Source organism: Roseibium sp., assembly GCF_965229775.1.
Classification (GTDB): Bacteria; Pseudomonadota; Alphaproteobacteria; order Rhizobiales; family Stappiaceae; genus Roseibium.
Window position 1 is genome coordinate 5,376,572 of sequence record NZ_OZ245929.1, and the last position, 17,800, is coordinate 5,394,371.

Below are 17,800 nucleotides of genomic sequence, written 5' to 3' on the forward strand. Positions count from 1 at the left end.
CGCCAATTCAGGGATTAGGGATCAGGCCGCTGCCCCGTCCTCTTTCGCCTTGGCGTCGATCTGGTCCAGCGCATCGACGACGGCATCAAACGTCAGCAAGGTGGACGCATGGCGCGCCTTGTACTCGCGCACCGGTTCCAGGAACTTGAGATCTTCAAAGCGCCCGGTCGGCGGTTCGCCGCCTTCCTTGAGCATCTCACGCATCGTTTTCTGGACGTCGCGCAACTCCTGTGCGGAAGCGCCGACGACATTTTGCGCCATGATCGAGGCCGATGCCTGCCCGAGCGCGCACGCCTTGACGTCATGCGCGAAGTCGGTGACCACACCATCCTTCACACAAACGTCAACGAGCACCGTGGAACCGCAAAGCTTGGAATGCGCCTTTGCCGTTGCGTCAGGTTGCTCAAGACGTCCGATTCGCGGGATGTTTCCTGCAAATTCAAGGATCTTTGCGTTGTAGATGTCGTCAAGCATTCTCGCCTCTTCGTGAAAGCCTGTGATGCGCGACACATTGATGGCGCTTTGCTTTCTTATATATAGATCAGACGCCACGGCAAATATCGCAAGGGGCAGAGTGGTCGCAGTTGGCAGGGAAGAGCGTCGCAAGCGCGCTCGACGCCGGCTAAACCCGCTCAGAAACTGAGCGTTCGCATTTTGTGTGGAGTATGATAAAGGTCCCCGGCGATCAGGCGAGGACTTCATGATCTGTGCAAGAACGGGCGCCGTATGACGAGTGACAAGGGTAAATTTGCGAGGATCCCGATGGACGCAGTCCTCAAGCCGGTTGAAAAGAGATTTGAAAGAAAGTCGCCTGAACAATTGCTCAGGCCAAGCCGGGAAGAAGCCGAAGCCGCTGTGCGGACCATCCTGGCCTGGACCGGCGACGACCCTGACCGCGAAGGTCTGCTTGACACGCCGAAGCGCGTCGTGAAGGCGATCAGCCAGCTGTACGGTGGCTACTTCGAAGACCCCGCCGAGCATCTTGAAAGAACCTTCGAGGATGTCGGCGGTTACCAGGACATCGTTCTGGTGCGCGGAATCCCGTTCCACTCCCATTGCGAACACCACATGCTGCCCTTCATCGGAGAGGCCCATATCGCCTATTATCCGGCTGAAGGTGTCGTCGGTCTGTCAAAGCTCGCGCGTGTCGTCGACATCTATGCCAAGCGGTTGCAGACGCAGGAAAACTTGACGGCGCAGATCGCTTCCGTCATTGACGACACCCTGGCACCGCGCGGACTTGCGGTCATGCTCGAGGCGGAGCATCAGTGCATGACGATGCGCGGCGTTCAGAAACCGGGGGTCTCGACGATCACCACTCAGTTTACCGGCGTTTTCCAGGACGATCCGGCCGAGCAGGCCAAGTTCATGACAATGGTGCGCAGCAAGGGCTAACGGTCTGACAAGCCCTTGCTTCTTCGATCAAGGCAAGGGTTTCGTTTTCATGTGCAATATCTGTTTGAGCGAACGCGGCGACAAGGAAACGGTCGAGAGCGGCGACCTGCTGATGCCGAAATACGACCGCGACGGCCTGATCGTCGCCGTCGTGACCGATGCGGCATCGGGCGAAGTCCTCATGGTCGGCTACATGAACGAAGAAGCCCTGAAACGCACCATCGAGACCGGCGAGGCGTGGTACTGGAGCCGGTCAAGACAGGGTTTCTGGAAAAAGGGCGAAACGTCCGGCCAGGTGCAGACAGTGCACGAAATTCTGACCGACTGCGACCAGGATGCCCTGGTGCTTAAGGTCAGCGTCGCCGGAAACGGTGCGACATGCCATGTCGGCTACCGCTCCTGCTTCTTCCGGAAGGTCGCGTCCCCCCCGGAAGCGGCGGTCCGTCTCGAACGGGTCGAATCCGAAAGGGTCTATGACCCAGCGGAAGTTTACGGAAAAGACCGGACTTGAGTTTCGCCGTCTTTCCAAAGACTGGAAATTTAGCCCGGCGAACCATTTTAGCAACGTAATGTCATAGTGTTATTATTGTTTCGAAAATAACATAATAACCGCATACGTATTTAAACTTATACCCGAGCCGAGGTTCGGCGACCTAAGCTCTCCTGAACGACAAGAAGTACAAAAAAAACTTTGTTTCTGTCCATACTTAGGGAGAGGCTATGGCAGAAGAGTGTGAACAGCTGCGGCTGCACGTCCCCATTCCGGCTGCTCGCCGTGTCTCCGTCGTAATATTCGCAGGATTGATGGCTTTGCCGGGCCCTGGCGCTATGGCGGATTGGCGCGGCACGTTCGGGCCGGGCCCAGCGCCGGACTGATGGCATGACCGAGGGAACAGACATTTCTGTCAGCCGGCGCGCCTTTTTGAAACTGGGCGGGCGCGCCGCTCCGGATGTCCTGCGCCCTCCCGGAACAAATGCCGCGCTGCTCACCGAGCATTGCAAGGGCTGCAGCGCCTGTGTCGACGCCTGTCCCGAACAGATCATTGTCGCTGGCGCCGGAAACTTTCCCGTTCTGGATTTTTCCCGCGGGGCCTGCACCTTCTGCGGGGCATGCGCTGATGCCTGCCCGTCCGGCGCGTTCTCCAAAGACATTGTTCCCCAGTGGTCCTGGAAGGCCGCAATAACCAGCGCCTGCCTGTCCCTGCAGGGCATTTCGTGCCGTGCGTGCGAGGACGCCTGCGAGCCCAGAGCCATTCGCTTCCGTCTTGCCCCGGGGGGTAAATCAGAGCCCGTGCTTGACCAGCATCAATGCACCGGCTGCGGCGCCTGTGCATACCAATGTCCCGCTGCTGCAGTGACCTTCACAAGAGTCGAGCCAAACAAGGAAGAGGACCCGGCATGAATATCTGCGGTTGTCTCGTACATGCGGCCGTTCAATCGCTGCCCGGAATTCGAGAGCAAATCGAGGCGATGGACGGCGTCGAGATCCATGCGTCCGATGACGGCGGACGCCTCGTTGTCGTTGTCGAGGACACGCCGGCGAACACAGCCTCCGAACTGATCATGCAACTGCACCAGATCCCGGGTGTTCTCTCGGTCACCCTCACCTACCACCATTTTGAAGACCTCGCGGCACCCCAAGCCGCGTCACCGCCCGCCAATTCTAGCCACGCCGGAGACCGGACCCATGACAATCTCTGAATCCCGCAGGACTTTCCTGAAGTCGACCGCGGCCGCTGCAACGGCTTCGGCTGCCGGCATCTCAATCGGCACCGGCCCGGCCGAAGCCCAGTTCCAGACAACCGGGATTTCCTGGGACAAGGCCGCCTGCCGCTTCTGCGGCACGGGCTGCTCCGTCCTCGTCGGCACCAAGGATGGCCGTGTCGTTGCCACACAGGGAGATCCGGACGCCCCGGTGAATCGCGGCCTAAACTGCATCAAGGGCTATTTCCTTTCAAAGATCATGTACGGCGAGGACAGGCTGACCCAGCCGTTGCTGCGCAAGACCAACGGCGTCTATGACAAGAATGGCGAGTTCGAGCCGGTGAGCTGGGACGAAGCGTTCGACGTCATGGCGCAGAAATGGAAGGAAGCGCTCAAGGCGAAAGGACCGACCAGCGTCGGCATGTTCGGATCGGGCCAGTGGACCGTCTGGGAAGGCTATGCCGCCGCCAAGCTCATGAAGGCCGGCTTCCGCTCAAACAACATCGACCCGAACGCCCGCCACTGCATGGCATCTGCCGTTGTCGGCTTCATGCGGACCTTCGGTATCGACGAACCCATGGGCTGCTACGACGATTTCGAACACGCGGACACGTTCGTGCTCTGGGGCTCGAACATGGCGGAAATGCATCCCATCCTCTGGTCCCGCCTCACGGACACGCGTCTCACCAAGCCCGGTGCACAGGTGCACGTCCTGTCGACCTTCGAGCATCGCTCATTCGAGCTCGCCGACAACGGCATCATCTTCAAGCCACAGACGGACCTGGCGATCCTGAACTACATCGCCAACCACATCATCTCGACCGGACGCGTCAACGAAGACTTCATGGCGAAACACGTCAATATCGCGAAGACCGCGACGGATATCGGATTTGGCCTGCGTCCGGACAACCCGCTCCAGGAGGCGGCGGCAAACCCGGATTCCGGCGCAATGGAGGCGATCAGCTTCGACGAATACGCAGCCGCCGTCGCCGAATACACCGTGGACAAGGTGTCTGAGCTTTCGGGCGTCCCGGCTGAACAGCTGGAGTTCCTGGCAGAGCAATATGCGGACCCGGCCCGCAAGGTCATGAGCCTCTGGACCATGGGGTTCAACCAGCATACGCGCGGATCCTGGGTCAATTCGCTCTGCTACAACGTGCATCTCCTGACCGGGAAGATATCCGAGCCGGGCAACTCCCCCTTCTCGCTGACCGGCCAGCCCTCGGCCTGCGGCACGGCGCGCGAGGTCGGCACCTTTGCGCACCGCCTGCCGGCAGACATGGTCGTCAACAACGACGAACACCGGAAAATTTGCGAAGACGCCTGGAAGATTCCGGAAGGCACGATCCCGCCGAAACCCGGTTTCCACGCCGTGCTGCAACACCGCAAGCTCAAGGACGGTGAACTCAACGCCTATTGGGTCCAGTGCAACAACAACATGCAGGCCGCGCCCAATCTGAACGAGGAAGGCTATCCCGGCTACCGGAACCCGGAAAACTTCGTCACTGTCTCGGACCCCTACCCGACCGTGACGGCGGTCTCCGCCGACCTGATCCTGCCGACGGCGATGTGGGTCGAGAAGGAAGGCGCCTACGGCAACGCCGAACGCCGCACCCAGTTCTGGCGGCAGCAGGTGCCGGCGCCGGGCGAGGCGAAGTCCGACCTCTGGCAGTTGATGGAATTCTCCAAGCGCTTCACGATCGAGGAAGTCTGGGGTGAGGAACTCCTGGCCAAGATGCCGGAGCATCGCGGCAAGACCATGTATGACGTTCTCTTCGCCAATGGACAGGTCGACCAGTTCCCGCTGAGCGAACTTCAGGAAGGTCACCCGAACGATGATGCCGAACATTTCGGTTTCTACGTTCAAAAGGGCCTGTTCGAGGAATATGCGGGCTTCGGCCGCGGCCATGCGCACGACCTTGCGCCGTTCGAGACCTACCACAAGGCCCGCGGCCTGCGCTGGCCGGTGGTCGACGGAAAGGAAACACTCTACCGGTTCCGCGAAGGGTATGACCCCTATGTCCCCGAGGGCGAGGAAGTCCGCTTTTACGGGCACAAGGACGGCAAGGCGAAGATCATTTTCGCGCCTTACGAGGATCCGCCCGAGGTGCCGGATGAAAACTTTGACCTCTGGCTCTGCACGGGACGCGTTCTTGAGCACTGGCATTCAGGCTCGATGACACGCCGCGTGCCCGAACTGCACCGCGCCTTCCCGCTAGCCGTTGTGTACATGCATCCTGCGGACGCGGAAGCGCGGGGACTGCGCAACGGCCAGGAGATCCTGATCTCCACCCGCCGCGGCGAAGTTCGCAGCAAGCTGGCAACCCGCGGGCGCAACAAGGTCCCGGAGGGGCTTGTGTTCATGCCGTGGTTCGACGAGGGACAGCTCACAAACAAGCTGACCCTGGATGCAACCTGTCCGTTGTCGAAGGAAACCGACTTCAAGAAATGTGCCTGCAAGGTGGAGCGCGTCTAGGCGCCTTCACCGGACCGGAACCCTGCCATGGCCAAGCCACAGCTCACACAGTCCCGCCGCCGCTTTCTGACCGACACCGCTCGGATGGCGGGCGGCTGCGCTGTTGCCGGTCTTGGCCTGGCCTACGTGGCCCGTGACGCGAAAGCGCTGCCGGCCGACGCCCTGCGTCCGCCGGGCGCACTTGCCGAAAACGACTTTCTCAGTGCCTGCATCAGGTGCGGCCTGTGTGTGCGCGATTGCCCGTTCGACACCCTGAAGCTGGCCGAACTCGGTGCCGACGGTCCGGCAACGGGAACACCTTATTTCACGGCGCGTTCCGTACCCTGTGAAATGTGCGACGACATTCCGTGCGTCGCCGCCTGCCCGACCGGAGCTCTGGACCCCGGCCTCGATGACATCGACGACGCCCGCATGGGGACGGCCGTTCTCGTTGACCAGGAGAACTGCCTGAATTTCCACGGTCTGCGCTGCGATGTCTGCTACCGGGTTTGTCCCGCGATCGACGCGGCCATCACCCTGGTGCCCTCGCATGACGAGCGCTCGGGCCATCATGCCATTTTCGCCCCGACCGTGCATGCCGATCACTGCACCGGGTGCGGGCTTTGCGAAAAGAGCTGTGTCCTGCCGGAATCGGCCATCAGGGTGTTGCCCGTGCGGCTGGCCCGCGGCGAAGCTGCAGACCATTACCGGCGAGGCTGGGAAGAGAAGGAAAGGAACGGAGCGCCTCTCGTCGACGGGCTGATCGACCTGCCCGACCGCCTGCCCGGCCCGGGTACCGACAACCTCGCAGCTCCCGGCGGGTTCGAACCGGCCTACAAGTTACCGGGAGGCGGGCAATGACTGTGCACGCACACTTGCCTGTCGGCTTCGAGGCCCTTGAAGCAAAGGGCTGGATCGGCTCGAGACGCTATCTCCTGCTGCGCCGTGCAAGCCAGCTGTTTTTCCTCGCGCTCTTTCTCACAGGCCCCCTGTTCGGCATCTGGATCGCCAAGGGAACCCTCGCCGGCTCGTTGACACTCGACATCCTGCCGCTGACCGATCCCCTGGTGGCTCTGCAGAGCATGTTGGCGGGTCACTGGCTCTCGGCAACCGCCTTGACCGGCGCGCTGATCGTTTTGGCCGCTTATGCGCTTGTCGGCGGAAGGGCCTACTGTTCCTGGGTTTGCCCGATCAATCCGGTCACGGATGCCGCCCACTGGATGCACCGTCGTCTTGACCTGCCCAAGGGCTGGCAACCCAGGCGCTCGACCCGGTACTGGCTTCTGGCGGCAGCACTGCTGGTGTCCTTTGCCACCGGCACAATCGCCTGGGAGGTCGCCAATCCCGTCACGATGGTCCACAGGGGGCTCGTCTTCGGCTTGTCGGCTGCCTGGCTGGTGGCCGCTGCCGTCTTTCTCTTCGATCTTTTCGTCGCACGCCGGGGCTGGTGCGGCCGCCTTTGCCCCGTCGGCGCCTTCTACGGCCTGATCGGCAAGATGGCGGTGCTGCGCGTAAGCGCGCCGAACAGGGCCGCCTGCGATGATTGCATGGACTGTTATGCCGTCTGCCCCGAAAACCAGGTGATTTCCCCTGCCCTCAAGGGAGCACCGGAGGCATCCCCCCTCATTCTGGCAGGTGACTGCACCAATTGCGGCGCCTGCATCGACGTCTGCGCACAGGACGTCTTCAAATTCACCCACCGGTTCGACCAAAGACTTGCCGAACCGCCTACTCAATTCGCGCCTGAACAAAGCGCTGCAAGCTTGATGCACAAGGAGTGATCTCGATGAAAAAGCCGGTACTCGCGGGCATCGCCGCTCTCGCCTTAATCACGGGCATTGGCGGGTTCGCCATCGCCCAGCAGCAGGACGTCAAGGCCATGCGCTCTGACCCCGTAGACGAGTTGAACAGGCTGGGTCCGGATTTCAAATGGGAAGGAAAGGAAGGGCGCATGCAGCGGAACTACCGCCAGCAGCCGCCCCTCATCCCGCATTCGATCGCTCAATACCAGATCGACATCCGCACAAACCAGTGCCTGTCCTGCCATGACTGGACCAAGGCCGGTGAACGCAGCGCACCGACGCTGTCGATGACCCATTACCTGGACCGGGACGGCAACGAACTCGATCACATCGCCGGCACACGTTACTTCTGCAATCAGTGCCATGTCCCGCAGGCGGACGTGCCCGCGCTGGTCGACAACCGGTTCGAGCCCTCTTCTCCCATTCAAACCCGCTAACGCGTTCCGTCGCGACAAGGAGCCTTCAACATGGCTGAAAACTCCGAAAACGAGAAGCCGGGCAACCCGATCCTCCGAGCCTGGAACTGGTTCTGGACACCGACCAAGGTGTTGAGCGCCGGTTTCGTCCTGATTGCCGGGTTTCTGGGCGGCATCATGTTCTGGGGCGGGTTTCACTGGACATTGGAACTCACCAACACGGAAGAGTTCTGCACCAGCTGTCACAGCATGGAAACCAATCTCGCCGAATATCGCACGACCATTCACTACAGCAATCATTCAGGCGTCAGGGCGATCTGCTCGGACTGCCATGTCCCTCATGAGTGGCAGCACAAGCTCAAGGCCAAGATCATGGCGGTGAAGGACGTCTATCACGAAGTCGTCGGCACCATCAGCACGCCGCAGAAATACGAGGAACACAGGGCCGCGATGGCCGCCGTCGTCTGGCGCAAGATGAAACTGTCAGACAGCCGGGAATGCCGGAATTGCCATAACTTCAAGTACATGGACTTCACGGTGCAGGAAACGCGTGCCGCCTCCGAACATCAGCGCGCGATCGACAACAACATGACCTGCATCGACTGCCACCAGGGCATCGCCCACGATCTGGCGCCCGGCTACCAGGATCACTACCGAGAAGTGATCGAGGAACTCCAGGCGAACAACGCCATCCCGGCCGAACAAGGCGAAAGCGTCGCCGCGATGCGCTCCTACGTTTCCGATCTGGCTGAAAACCGGAACTAACGGCGTCCGGGGCGGCAGGTCCCGGGTGCAACGCTGCCCCTTCAAGGAAAAAAGGCAATCACATGCTTGGAATTCTCGATCTACTTGGAACCATCGGCGGAAACGTTCTGAGCCTTCCCGGGATCCTTGGCCTGGCGCTCGGAATGATGACCAGGAACTGGATCCTGGCCGGGATCATGGGGGCCGTGGTCGGCGTCGCCGAAACGATCATCTTTGCCGGCTTCAACATGGCAGAGGTCCATATGTTCGATCTCTCCATCGCCGTCATTGTCGGCGTGCTGGCCGCCAGCGTCGGCTGCGTCATCCGGCACAAGGGCGCCACCGTCTAAACGGAGCGCATTCGCAGGACGTCATCGAAACGCGGTCAGAGCCTTTGGCGCGGGCACACCCCTTCATCCAGGTTGTCATTTCGGAAAAACAACTGCACCGCGGGGGATGACTGCCCGGGCGCGGCGGTATCCATAAAACGGTTCGGGAAAGTCAAGGCTGGCCTGTTGCAGGCCAGCGCGGTTTTGCGTGCCGTTGGCTCAGGCCATCGAGATATAGTTGCGCATTTGCTCGGCTTCGAGTTCGACCTGCGCAATCTTGTGCTTCACGACGTCCCCGATGGAGATGACACCGGCCAGTTTGCCGTCCTTGACAACCGGCATGTGGCGAAAGCGGCCCTGGGTCATGCGCGCCATGACCTCGTTCACGCTGTTCTCCTCGGAGCAGGTCACGACTTCCTTTGTCATGACGCTGGAAACAGGAAGATTGAGCGACGACGTGCCCTGGGTTCCGATCGCCCGCACGACGTCGCGCTCGGAAACGATCCCTTCGATGCGCTTGTCACCGGAACACACCACCACTGCGCCGATCTTGTTCTTTGCCAGGGTCTCGCAAATGTCGCTCAGCGGTGTATCGGCATTTGCGGTAATCGTCTCGTGGCCTTTCCCACTCAGGATCGCGGCGACGGTCATTGTTGAACACCTCCCATGACAAAATCGATCCGAAACAGTCGGATCACTTGCATCATGGCAAAAAAATGAGGTCTCGCAAACCTATATCACAGCGGTATTTCGCCCGCCGGATCAGGCCGATCGCCGCGGCACGGGATCAAGGAAGGGAAACAGGGCAAGCCCCGCCACGAAGCCGCCGATATGGGCTTGCCACGCCACGCTGGCCGGTTCTCCGGCCACGGGGCCGCTCATAAGGCCGAAAAAGATGTTGAGCCCGAACCAGACTGCGACGAATACCAGCACCTGCTGATTCTTAATACAATCCGCCAATGGCTGAGCCGGCACGAAATAGGCACGCGGGTCGGAGCGCCGGAACGCGCCGAGCGGTCCTCCCAGTTCGAAGATGAAGCGGAGTGCAGCCGCCATCTGTCCTGAAATGGCTGCGGATGCGCCGATCATCGGAACCGGTTCGCCCCAATGGGTTGCCAGATGCGCAAACGCGCCACCGACGGAACACAGGGCGGAGAACAGAAGAAACCGCCCGGTGCCGAAACGGCGCGCCACGGCACTGCCGAAAATCGCCATCCAGAGCAGGTTGAAGATGATGTGGGTGGCACCGCCGTGAAGAAGCGAATAGGTGACGAATGCCCAGAGACTTGCCGCCATGTCGATGATGGACAGGTTGGCGAAGAACGCATACTTGATCGGCCAGAACGCGAACAGTGTCAGGACCAGGTTGTCCCAAGCGACCGGCAACAGCAATACGCGGACGAGGTGGATCGCAATCAGGATCCCGCTGAGCCACACGATGATGTCCGGCAGATTGAGCGCAGGCGGCCCACTGGGTGTCTTGCGGGATTGTTCCCGTTCAGCTTGCTCACGACGGTTGCGCTCGTCGTCGAATTTGTAAACGTTCATAAAATACCGGCCTCTTCACTCTCCCTTCTAAGGGAGATCCTCGACAAAACAAGGGGTCGCCAGCATCGCAAAGGCGGGTTTCGGCAAATTTAATGAAAAATCGACCGCCTGCTTCGCCTTGAAAAGACGAAGTCGGCGGGAGCCGGCAGTCTCGCCGGCTCCCGCCGTCGGGCGCGTCCCCACGCGTCCCATTGAAAATTGTTTTGCGTCGCGTCTTTTGCAGACCGCTTCCGGACAGGCTGTGTCGCCGTGGTGAAAAACCGGCACCTTTGTCCGTTGCCAACCCATGTCGTGCCGTCGGCACCAGTATGAATAGAACGTAAACGTGCCACCGTGCCGCCATTCGGACAAGCGTTACCCGGATTTAACCTTAACCACTCCGGCCAAACGAAATTTCCATAAGGGCCAATCACTTGGCACGCCCCCTGCTCTGTATTCGCCAAACAAAAACAAAACAGGTCAAACGCCCCATTTTGAAACAGAAGCTGTCTTGAGACGGAACATGGGGTGCCAGAAGGTAACAAGGCGAAGCAAGATGAAACACGGCGTGACACAGACACTTTATTCATACTGGGACAACCTGCGCGGTACACGCCCCGCACCCAACCGCAGCGAAGTTGACCCGGGTGAGATCAGGGCCCTTCTGGGCGATACCTTCATCCTGGAGACGAAGGGCGCTCAGGATGTGCGCTACCGCCTTGCGGGTACGCGCCTGTGTTCCGCGCATTGCCGCGAGTTGAAGGGCCGCAACTTCCTGCGCGGCTGGAGCACGAAAGACAGGGAAGCCCTTGAAAGCCTCGTGGCCGCGATTACCGAAGATGCCGCGGCAGCTGTCGTTGGCGTGAGCGGCCATACCGAAAGAAATCAGGAACTGCACATGGAGATGCTGTTGCTGCCCCTGAATGTCCCGGGCGAAGGACGGATCCGGATCCTGGGCAGTTGCACACCGATGGACAAACCCTATTGGATCGGGCTGCACCCGATACTGAACCAGTCCATCAACAGTCTCAGGCTCGTCTGGCCGGATGAGCGGCCCTTCTTCATGGATTCGACAAATGCAGTGAACCCGATTCTTCCGCGGTTCACGGCCGAGGGTATGAACATGCCGGCTCCGCCGCTGCCGCAGGGCGCCGAACGCAAGGTCGGGCACCTCACCGTATACAGTGGCGGAAAGTCCTGACCGTTAGGGTACGGACCCATAAATGAAGCCGATTTGGCGGCAGAAATGGCAAAATCTTGCGAGGAAGCGTGCGCAGAGCGGGCTTTATGCCCGGTCAAGCGCGATGACGCTGCGAGGTGAAGCTATTTTGCCGTCCTTCGGATTTGGCCGTTTTGACCAACTGCCACGTCGCGAAAGGCTTGAAAATGAACCACATTTCCTGCGCTTTCGCTCCTCGCAGTTGGTCAAAACGATCCAAACCAAATTGACTTCATTTATGAGTCCGTACCCTAAGGCAGCCTTGAAATTCTGCGCTTGATTGCCTGATCTCCGGAAACCCGCCCAGTGGCGGGTTTTCTTTTGCCACGAACTGACCTTAGGTAAGAAAAAGCGACCTTGGTAGTGCGTTCAACCATCACAATCCAGGCGTGTTCTCGTCAATCCCGTGCCGAATTGGATTGTCAGAAATTTTTTTCTCGATCAAACGCCCTCATATGTGAACATTCTTACACATCGTTAACCCCATCTGCCTAAAGTGGTGGAGAGACGTTTGGAGATTCGAGTCTCGGTCAAAGGTGGGGCGAGACACACTGTTTGGATAGAACGGGCATGGACGCCGGATTGGCAGCAGCACCAGAGGGAAGCAAAACGCTTCAGGTCACGGACCGCAGACGGCACCAGCGTGTTCAGGTCGATATACTCGGCCGCTTCATGTTGGAAGATCGCCGGGAGTATCCATGCCAGATAATCGACATGTCTCCCGGAGGCATGGCCATGATCACGCCGGTCGAGGGCCGCGTCGGAGAACGGGTCGTTGCTTACCTCGATCACCTGAGCCGTGTCGAAGGGCGCATTGCGCGTGTGATCGACGGCGGTTTTGCCGTTGAACTCAGAAACACCGCGCGCAAGCGCGACAAGATTGCCAACGTGCTGACCTGGCTTGCCAACCGGGATGAACTGAACCTTCCCGAAGACAGGCGCCATGACCGGTTCGTCCCGAAAAATCCGATGACGAAAATGGTTCTGCCGGATGGTTCGGAGCATGTGTGCCGGATTATCGATGTTTCTCTGTCCGGCGCCGCGATCGCCACCGACAGCACGCCGGAAATGGGCGATCCGATCACGCTCGGCAAGATGCAGGCACGCGTTGTCCGCAGGATCGAGGGTGGCATTGCCGTCGAATTCGCAGCGGTTCAGAGCCGCGAACTGCTGGAACACCATATCTCCGCACCCGACTGAGACGACGGTACGCACCGCCGATAGGCCGCAACGGCGTTTGTGATATGCGATTTGTTGCAGGTCAGCCGGTTCGTCTCGCTTTGTCAGCGGTCGTGCCCTCCACGCAACTGACACTTTCACGCAGTAACCGGACTTAGCTCCCGCCGGCCGGCCGTCCCGTCAAAGCCGTTCTGCCATCTTGCGCCCTTCTCCGGTCAGGACCACGTCGAGAGGCTTCTGCCCCACCCGTCTCAACAGCCCCGCTTCCTGCAGTTTCTCCAGCCTGAGGGTGTCGGTTGCAAAAAGGTACGCGCGCCCTGCGGCGAGCATGCGCAGAAATCGCTTCTCATCTGGCGTCAGATCCATGTCACGCGCTCCGGAACGGAAACAGGCCTGCTTGTCTCATTCTCATTTGTCGATCGCAAGACAGGTTTTGAAATCCCGATGAAACGGGAACACCAGTTTCACACCCGCCGCACAGCGTTGAAACCTGTTGTCCTGGGACCTTCAGGTCGCCGCGGCATCTCAGGAAATGACATTATCTGCCCGCCTGGAGCACATGCGGCTTCCGTCTAATCACATCGATCCGCATTTTTTTGCCCCCAATGTCAGATTTCTTTTCCAGCATTTCAGGGCCGGTTATCTCCGGTTCACACCTCAGCCAGAAAGACCAGGCGGCAAAAAAGAACTGGCATCTTTTGAAGAAATTTCCGGAAGAAACATATATTTCAGACACATACAGAGGATCGATAAAATTTTCGGAAAACTCGATTCAAGTTTATCTCAAATGAAAGTCTCATTTGACTAAAAGGTAATTCAAATTAGATTAAAGTATAACTCAGGTTTTACTTCGCAGATTTTCGCGAGATAAAAATCATTGAGTCATCGTTGCGTCAGCCTTGGGGAGGGCGTTACGATGAAATTACTTGGAAATATACTTGCAGCGGCAGCAGTCTTTCTTGCGGGAACAGTAACCGGAACGTCCGCGTATGCTGACCCCGGCCGCTTCATGGACATGAACGCACCGGTGAAAGCGCCGATCGGGCACAAGCAGTTCTGCCGCGACAACAGCTGGGCTTGCCCGGACGAGAGCTACAAGGCTGTCGTCGTGAAGCTGGACGAAGCCCGCTGGAAGCAGCTGATCGCAATCAACGCCGACGTCAACAGGCGCGTACGCCCGATGACGGACGACGATCTCTTCGGCAAGGTCGAACACTGGTCATATCCCGTGAACGGCTACGGTGACTGTGAGGAATACGTGCTTGAAAAGCAACGTGTCCTGATCGAGGCCGGGTGGCCGAAAAGCGCGCTGCTGATCACTGTCGCCAAGGATATCGACAACGCCGGGCATGCGGTTTTGACCGTGCGCACCGATCATGGCGACATGATCCTCGACAACCAGATCGAGGCGGTTCTGCCCTGGTATTCGACGCCTTACCGCTACATCAAGCGTCAATCCGCAAGCTCGCCTGTCCGGTGGACCGGCATTTCAGACACGCGCGTTACCACGGTCAGCAGCGTGTCAAGATAAGGATAGGGATCGGCCCCCTCGGGCCGTCAGGACGATCCGGTCGCGTCCCCACCCTCCCCATCCCTACCACGACCGGGTCCAGGGAACCGGCCCGCCCCCGCAGGCCGGTTCCCGTTTTTTGCGTTCCAGTCTTTGGTGGATATTGGCTCAGGTATCGGTGAGGCCGGCTTTGTAACGGCGCCAGTTGCGCACATAGCCTTCAGCAGACTTGCGAATGTTTTCAGCCGCCTCCGCGGGCAGCACGCGCACCACCTTGCCCGGCACCCCCACGACAAGCGAATTGTCGGGGATTTCCTTGCCTTCGCCGATCAGTGCATTCGCGCCGACAATGCAGTTGGACCCGATGACGGCACCGTTCAGGACGGTCGCTCCCATCCCGATCAGGGAATTGTCCTTGATGGTGCAGCCATGAAGGATCGCGTTGTGGCCGATCGTGCAATCGGCTCCGATCGTCAGCGGGTATCCCATGTCGGTGTGAAAAACACAGCCGTCCTGGACGTTTGAACGGGCACCGACGGTCACCGGTTCATTGTCGCCGCGCAGGATCGCTCCGAACCAGACGCTCGCGTCTTCGAAGAGCCGGGTGTCGCCGATGAGGGTCGCGTTGGGCGCGACCCAGAAATTGCCGCTGGAGGGGAATTCGGGTGCACGCCCGTCGAGAGTGAAAATAGGCATGGGCTCAGGTGTATCCGGCAAAAATGAGAGCGACATTCATCACCATGATGCCGGAGCACATGCTCCACATCCCGGCAATCGTCGAGGACGCCACGAGCCAGCCGAGCGGCCGTTTCTCAATTCTGCGGCCCCGGATGGCGTTTCGCATGATGATGAAGGGTCCGGCAAAAACGCACATGAAAACCTCGGCGAGAAACGCAAACACGTTTTCGCCGGAGAAGGAAAATTTCGGCGGCTGCTTGGTGATCAGCTGATAGAGGCTCCCGAGCACACCTGCGGCAACAAAGCCGGCGCTCGCTATATATCCAACGAGAAGAAGTTCGAAGTACACGCCCGTTAACCTCTTATTAACTCAACCACCCGGAAAGTGATTAACAATACCTAAACGGTCAAAAGCAAAGACTGTGCCGGACGGGCAAATGCGCAAAAACCTGCAATTGTGGCCGCAAAAGGCCGATCTCACGGCATCCGTGACGGGGACAGATGTTCCGGATTGGGACAGTCTGTCCCACTCTAGTGCACCGGCCCATCGGGAGACAGGCTGATGATCCCTGTTTCGCTCCCGGAGCCCGTCAACAGCAATCCGCGCCGCTTCGGCCGGCTGATCTTCGCCATGTGCCTGCTCGGAGCCGTGCACATTGCCGAGCGGACCGTCTACTGGTCCGAAAACTGGAACGCCTCCGCCTTTGCCGGCATCCCCTCCGGCTTTGCAACGCTATCGGTCGGTCCGGAAACATTCAAGCTCCCCTTCGCCTACATCGCAAATCCGGAATATCGCACCAAGGTGCAAGAGGGTGCACGGGAATTTTCGACGTTGAAGATTTCAATGACGTGGCCCGGCCTGAAACCGGCTGTGAGCTACGATCCATGGGACACGACCGGCGCGAAGGACCGGATCTTGACCCTGGAGCTGGAGCATAATCCCGAACGGGAAAGCATGAGGGCCCGTCTTGACCCGTTCTACCGGCGTCTGGCACGTGGCGGTGAACTGGATGGACCAGACGGGCTCAAGGTTCTGCGGCTGTCGCCACGCGGTGCCTTGCGGACCGACCAGATCGTTTTCGACCCGGCCCGCCGGAACGGCTTCATCGCCCGCTGCCGGACAGCAGGACCGGAGGCGCGCGCTGTGTGCCACAGAGCCGTTGTCCTGTCTTCGGGCCTGGAGCTCAGGTACCGATTCAGCCAGTCCCTGCTCGACGACTGGCGCAGGATCGACAACGCGATCGTCAGGAAGGTCGCCGGTTTCCGGATGCACTGAGGCCGGGACACGAAAAAGGCGGCCTCCCGACCGGGAAGCCGCCTGCTCTTAGATCGAACCTGAAATCGATGTCAGACTTCGTCGAGGTCGATTTCCAGGATCGCCATCTGGAAGTTCCAGCTCAGGTCTTCGTCTTCATCATCGCGGAAGATGACGCCGATAAACTCTTCCCCGATATAGACTTCTGCGGAATCATCCTTGCGCGGTCTCGCCCGCACCTGAAGGCTCGGCAATTCGAACTTCATGCGCAGGTAAGCTTCGATCTTGCGGATTTCATCGGGTTTCACGGCGCTCTCCTTGTAAATGCCGTCTGCTATTTAGTCGCGCGGACCCTATAAGACCAGCCCTAAATGCCAAACCCTTTGTGCAAACTTTCCCCCACATCCTTTGCGCAACGGCAATTGCTCAGCTGTCGCCGAGCAACTGGTTCATGCTGCGCGCCGGTTCGGAGCACCCCGCCTTGCCCACAATCCGCGCAGGAACGCCTGCGACCGTGGTGTTTTCGGGCACATCCGCGAGCACCACGGAGCCAGCCGCGATGCGGGAACAATGGCCGATTTCCAGATTCCCGAGGACTTTTGCCCCGGCACCGATCAACACACCGTGACGGATCTTCGGATGACGATCGCCGCCCTCCTTTCCCGTACCACCCAGCGTGACGCCCTGAAGAATGGAGACATCGTCGCCGATAGCCGCCGTGCCGCCGACAACAATACCGGTGCCATGATCGATAAAGATGCCCCGTCCCACGGGAACCGCCGGATGAATGTCGATCTGGAAGACTTCCGAAGCCCTGCTCTGCAGATAGAGCGCGAAATCCTTGCGGCCCTTGCGCCAGAGCCAATTGGCCAGGCGATGCGTCTGCAGGCCGTGGAACCCCTTGAAGTAGAGCACGGGCTCCAGGTAGCGGAAACAGGCCGGGTCCCGGTCGAACACCGCGACGATGTCGACACGGAAAATCTTGGCAAGTTCGGGTTCGTCGGCAAGCGCCTCAAGATAAGTCTGCCGGATGAGCGATGCCGACACGACATCGCGTCCGAGCCTGTCTCCCAGGCGATGCAGGACGGCCTCTTCCAGGCTGTCGTGATTGAGGACGGTTTCATAGACGAAGGAAGACAGGGCCGGTTCGGCGGCAACCATCTGCTGGGCTTCATCGCGCAATTGCTGCCAGACCGGATCATGGGTCGGAACGTGTTTCAGGCCGGACTTGGTAATCGGTGCCGACATGGCTGTCTCCTCTTCAAGCCGTCACAAACGCTACACCAGGGTACGGACCCATAAATGAAGCCGATTTGGCGGCAGAAACGGCAAAATCTCGCGAGGAAGCGTGCGCAGAGCGGGCTTTTTGCCCGGTCAAGCGCGGTGACGCTGCGAGGTAAAGCCATTTTGCCGTCCTTCGGATTTGGCCGTTTTGGCCATCTGCATCGTCGCGAAAGGCTTGAAAATGCACCACATTTCCTGCGCTTTCGCTCCTCGCAGCTGGTCAAAACGATCCAAACCAAATTGACTTCATTTATGTATCCGTACCCTAAAATAGGACTGTCGTCTGATATTCCAAAATGAAAC

24 protein-coding genes are annotated in these 17,800 nt (G+C 59.4%); 16 read left to right on the plus strand and 8 right to left on the minus strand.

Annotated elements, in window-relative coordinates; translation table 11 throughout:
• Positions 1–21: 21 nt before the first annotated feature.
• Positions 22–474, minus strand: coding sequence for an iron-sulfur cluster assembly scaffold protein (locus ACO07N_RS24490; RefSeq protein WP_421983506.1), 453 nt, complete (start codon positions 472–474; stop codon positions 22–24).
• 288 nt (positions 475–762) lie between these two features.
• Between ACO07N_RS24490 and folE the strand changes: the two genes are divergently transcribed.
• The 10 genes from folE (at position 763) to ACO07N_RS24540 (ending at position 8,866) form a co-directional block, all read left to right on the plus strand.
• On the plus strand, positions 763–1,395 hold the full coding sequence (gene folE, locus ACO07N_RS24495) for a GTP cyclohydrolase I FolE (protein WP_319382565.1): 633 nt from the start codon (positions 763–765) through the stop codon (positions 1,393–1,395).
• A 49-nt stretch (positions 1,396–1,444) separates the two neighbouring features.
• Positions 1,445–1,906: a phosphoribosyl-AMP cyclohydrolase gene (gene hisI, locus ACO07N_RS24500; protein WP_421983507.1), complete on the plus strand. Its 462-nt coding sequence runs from the start codon at positions 1,445–1,447 to the stop codon at positions 1,904–1,906.
• 369 nt (positions 1,907–2,275) lie between these two features.
• Positions 2,276–2,797, plus strand: a complete 522-nt coding sequence (napF, locus tag ACO07N_RS24505) for a ferredoxin-type protein NapF (RefSeq protein WP_421983508.1) — start codon at positions 2,276–2,278, stop codon at positions 2,795–2,797.
• Positions 2,794–3,096: a chaperone NapD gene (locus tag ACO07N_RS24510; RefSeq protein WP_421983509.1), complete on the plus strand. Its 303-nt coding sequence runs from the start codon at positions 2,794–2,796 to the stop codon at positions 3,094–3,096. The genes napF and ACO07N_RS24510 overlap by 4 nt, the downstream gene beginning before the upstream one ends.
• Positions 3,083–5,575, plus strand: coding sequence for a nitrate reductase catalytic subunit NapA (gene napA, locus ACO07N_RS24515; RefSeq protein WP_421983510.1), 2,493 nt, complete (start codon positions 3,083–3,085; stop codon positions 5,573–5,575). Before ACO07N_RS24510 ends, napA begins: the two co-directional genes overlap by 14 nt.
• Before the next feature lie 27 nt (positions 5,576–5,602).
• Positions 5,603–6,415 carry a ferredoxin-type protein NapG gene (gene napG / locus ACO07N_RS24520; protein WP_421983511.1) on the plus strand — a complete coding sequence of 271 codons (813 nt, stop codon included), beginning with the start codon at positions 5,603–5,605 and terminating at the stop codon, positions 6,413–6,415.
• Positions 6,412–7,335 (plus strand): quinol dehydrogenase ferredoxin subunit NapH, encoded by a 924-nt coding sequence (napH, locus tag ACO07N_RS24525; protein ID WP_421983512.1) that lies wholly within the window; start codon positions 6,412–6,414, stop codon positions 7,333–7,335. Before napG ends, napH begins: the two co-directional genes overlap by 4 nt.
• Before the next feature lie 5 nt (positions 7,336–7,340).
• Positions 7,341–7,793 carry a nitrate reductase cytochrome c-type subunit gene (locus ACO07N_RS24530; RefSeq protein ID WP_421983513.1) on the plus strand — a complete coding sequence of 151 codons (453 nt, stop codon included), beginning with the start codon at positions 7,341–7,343 and terminating at the stop codon, positions 7,791–7,793.
• Between the two features lie 30 nt (positions 7,794–7,823).
• On the plus strand, positions 7,824–8,537 hold the full coding sequence (locus tag ACO07N_RS24535; RefSeq protein ID WP_421983514.1) for a NapC/NirT family cytochrome c: 714 nt from the start codon (positions 7,824–7,826) through the stop codon (positions 8,535–8,537).
• A 62-nt stretch (positions 8,538–8,599) separates the two neighbouring features.
• Positions 8,600–8,866 (plus strand): hypothetical protein, encoded by a 267-nt coding sequence (locus tag ACO07N_RS24540; RefSeq protein ID WP_421983515.1) that lies wholly within the window; start codon positions 8,600–8,602, stop codon positions 8,864–8,866.
• Between the two features lie 198 nt (positions 8,867–9,064).
• Here ACO07N_RS24540 and ACO07N_RS24545 read toward each other — a convergent pair whose 3' ends face one another.
• Together ACO07N_RS24545 and ACO07N_RS24550 are read right to left on the minus strand one after the other, a co-directional pair.
• The gene (locus ACO07N_RS24545) at positions 9,065–9,496 is read right to left on the minus strand and encodes a CBS domain-containing protein (protein WP_421983516.1); all 432 of its coding nucleotides are present in this window, start codon (positions 9,494–9,496) and stop codon (positions 9,065–9,067) included.
• Positions 9,497–9,607: 111 nt separating this feature from the next.
• Positions 9,608–10,393, minus strand: coding sequence for a rhomboid family intramembrane serine protease (locus ACO07N_RS24550; protein ID WP_421983517.1), 786 nt, complete (start codon positions 10,391–10,393; stop codon positions 9,608–9,610).
• Positions 10,394–10,940: 547 nt separating this feature from the next.
• Between ACO07N_RS24550 and ACO07N_RS24555 the strand changes: the two genes are divergently transcribed.
• From ACO07N_RS24555 to ACO07N_RS24565, 3 genes are all read left to right on the plus strand, one after another.
• Entirely contained in the window at positions 10,941–11,573 is a 633-nt protein-coding gene (locus ACO07N_RS24555; protein WP_421983518.1) for a PAS domain-containing protein, read from the plus strand.
• A 22-nt stretch (positions 11,574–11,595) separates the two neighbouring features.
• Positions 11,596–11,871, plus strand: coding sequence for a hypothetical protein (locus ACO07N_RS24560; RefSeq protein WP_421983519.1), 276 nt, complete (start codon positions 11,596–11,598; stop codon positions 11,869–11,871).
• Between the two features lie 290 nt (positions 11,872–12,161).
• On the plus strand, positions 12,162–12,791 hold the full coding sequence (locus ACO07N_RS24565; RefSeq protein ID WP_421983520.1) for a PilZ domain-containing protein: 630 nt from the start codon (positions 12,162–12,164) through the stop codon (positions 12,789–12,791).
• Positions 12,792–12,950: 159 nt separating this feature from the next.
• Here ACO07N_RS24565 and ACO07N_RS24570 read toward each other — a convergent pair whose 3' ends face one another.
• On the minus strand, positions 12,951–13,136 hold the full coding sequence (locus tag ACO07N_RS24570; RefSeq protein ID WP_421983521.1) for a hypothetical protein: 186 nt from the start codon (positions 13,134–13,136) through the stop codon (positions 12,951–12,953).
• A gap of 550 nt (positions 13,137–13,686) precedes the next feature.
• Here ACO07N_RS24570 and ACO07N_RS24575 point away from each other — a divergent pair.
• The gene (locus ACO07N_RS24575; protein WP_421983522.1) at positions 13,687–14,301 is read left to right on the plus strand and encodes a transglutaminase-like cysteine peptidase; all 615 of its coding nucleotides are present in this window, start codon (positions 13,687–13,689) and stop codon (positions 14,299–14,301) included.
• Between the two features lie 147 nt (positions 14,302–14,448).
• On the opposite strand, the gene ACO07N_RS24580 is transcribed toward ACO07N_RS24575, so the two are convergent.
• Together ACO07N_RS24580 and ACO07N_RS24585 are read right to left on the minus strand one after the other, a co-directional pair.
• The gene (locus ACO07N_RS24580; protein ID WP_421983523.1) at positions 14,449–14,976 is read right to left on the minus strand and encodes a gamma carbonic anhydrase family protein; all 528 of its coding nucleotides are present in this window, start codon (positions 14,974–14,976) and stop codon (positions 14,449–14,451) included.
• 4 nt (positions 14,977–14,980) lie between these two features.
• A complete protein-coding gene (locus ACO07N_RS24585; RefSeq protein ID WP_319382582.1) occupies positions 14,981–15,307 on the minus strand; it encodes a DUF6949 family protein in 327 nt (108 codons plus the stop codon).
• Between the two features lie 213 nt (positions 15,308–15,520).
• On the opposite strand from ACO07N_RS24585, the gene ACO07N_RS24590 reads away from it, so the two are divergent.
• Positions 15,521–16,234: a hypothetical protein gene (locus ACO07N_RS24590; RefSeq protein ID WP_421983524.1), complete on the plus strand. Its 714-nt coding sequence runs from the start codon at positions 15,521–15,523 to the stop codon at positions 16,232–16,234.
• 71 nt (positions 16,235–16,305) lie between these two features.
• On the opposite strand, the gene ACO07N_RS24595 is transcribed toward ACO07N_RS24590, so the two are convergent.
• Together ACO07N_RS24595 and cysE are read right to left on the minus strand one after the other, a co-directional pair.
• Positions 16,306–16,521: a DUF3126 family protein gene (locus ACO07N_RS24595; protein WP_319382584.1), complete on the minus strand. Its 216-nt coding sequence runs from the start codon at positions 16,519–16,521 to the stop codon at positions 16,306–16,308.
• A 118-nt stretch (positions 16,522–16,639) separates the two neighbouring features.
• On the minus strand, positions 16,640–17,461 hold the full coding sequence (gene cysE / locus ACO07N_RS24600; protein ID WP_421983525.1) for a serine O-acetyltransferase: 822 nt from the start codon (positions 17,459–17,461) through the stop codon (positions 16,640–16,642).
• A 54-nt stretch (positions 17,462–17,515) separates the two neighbouring features.
• On the opposite strand from cysE, the gene ACO07N_RS24605 reads away from it, so the two are divergent.
• On the plus strand, positions 17,516–17,797 hold the full coding sequence (locus ACO07N_RS24605; RefSeq protein WP_421983526.1) for a hypothetical protein: 282 nt from the start codon (positions 17,516–17,518) through the stop codon (positions 17,795–17,797).
• The last annotated feature ends 3 nt before the right edge of the window (positions 17,798–17,800 follow it).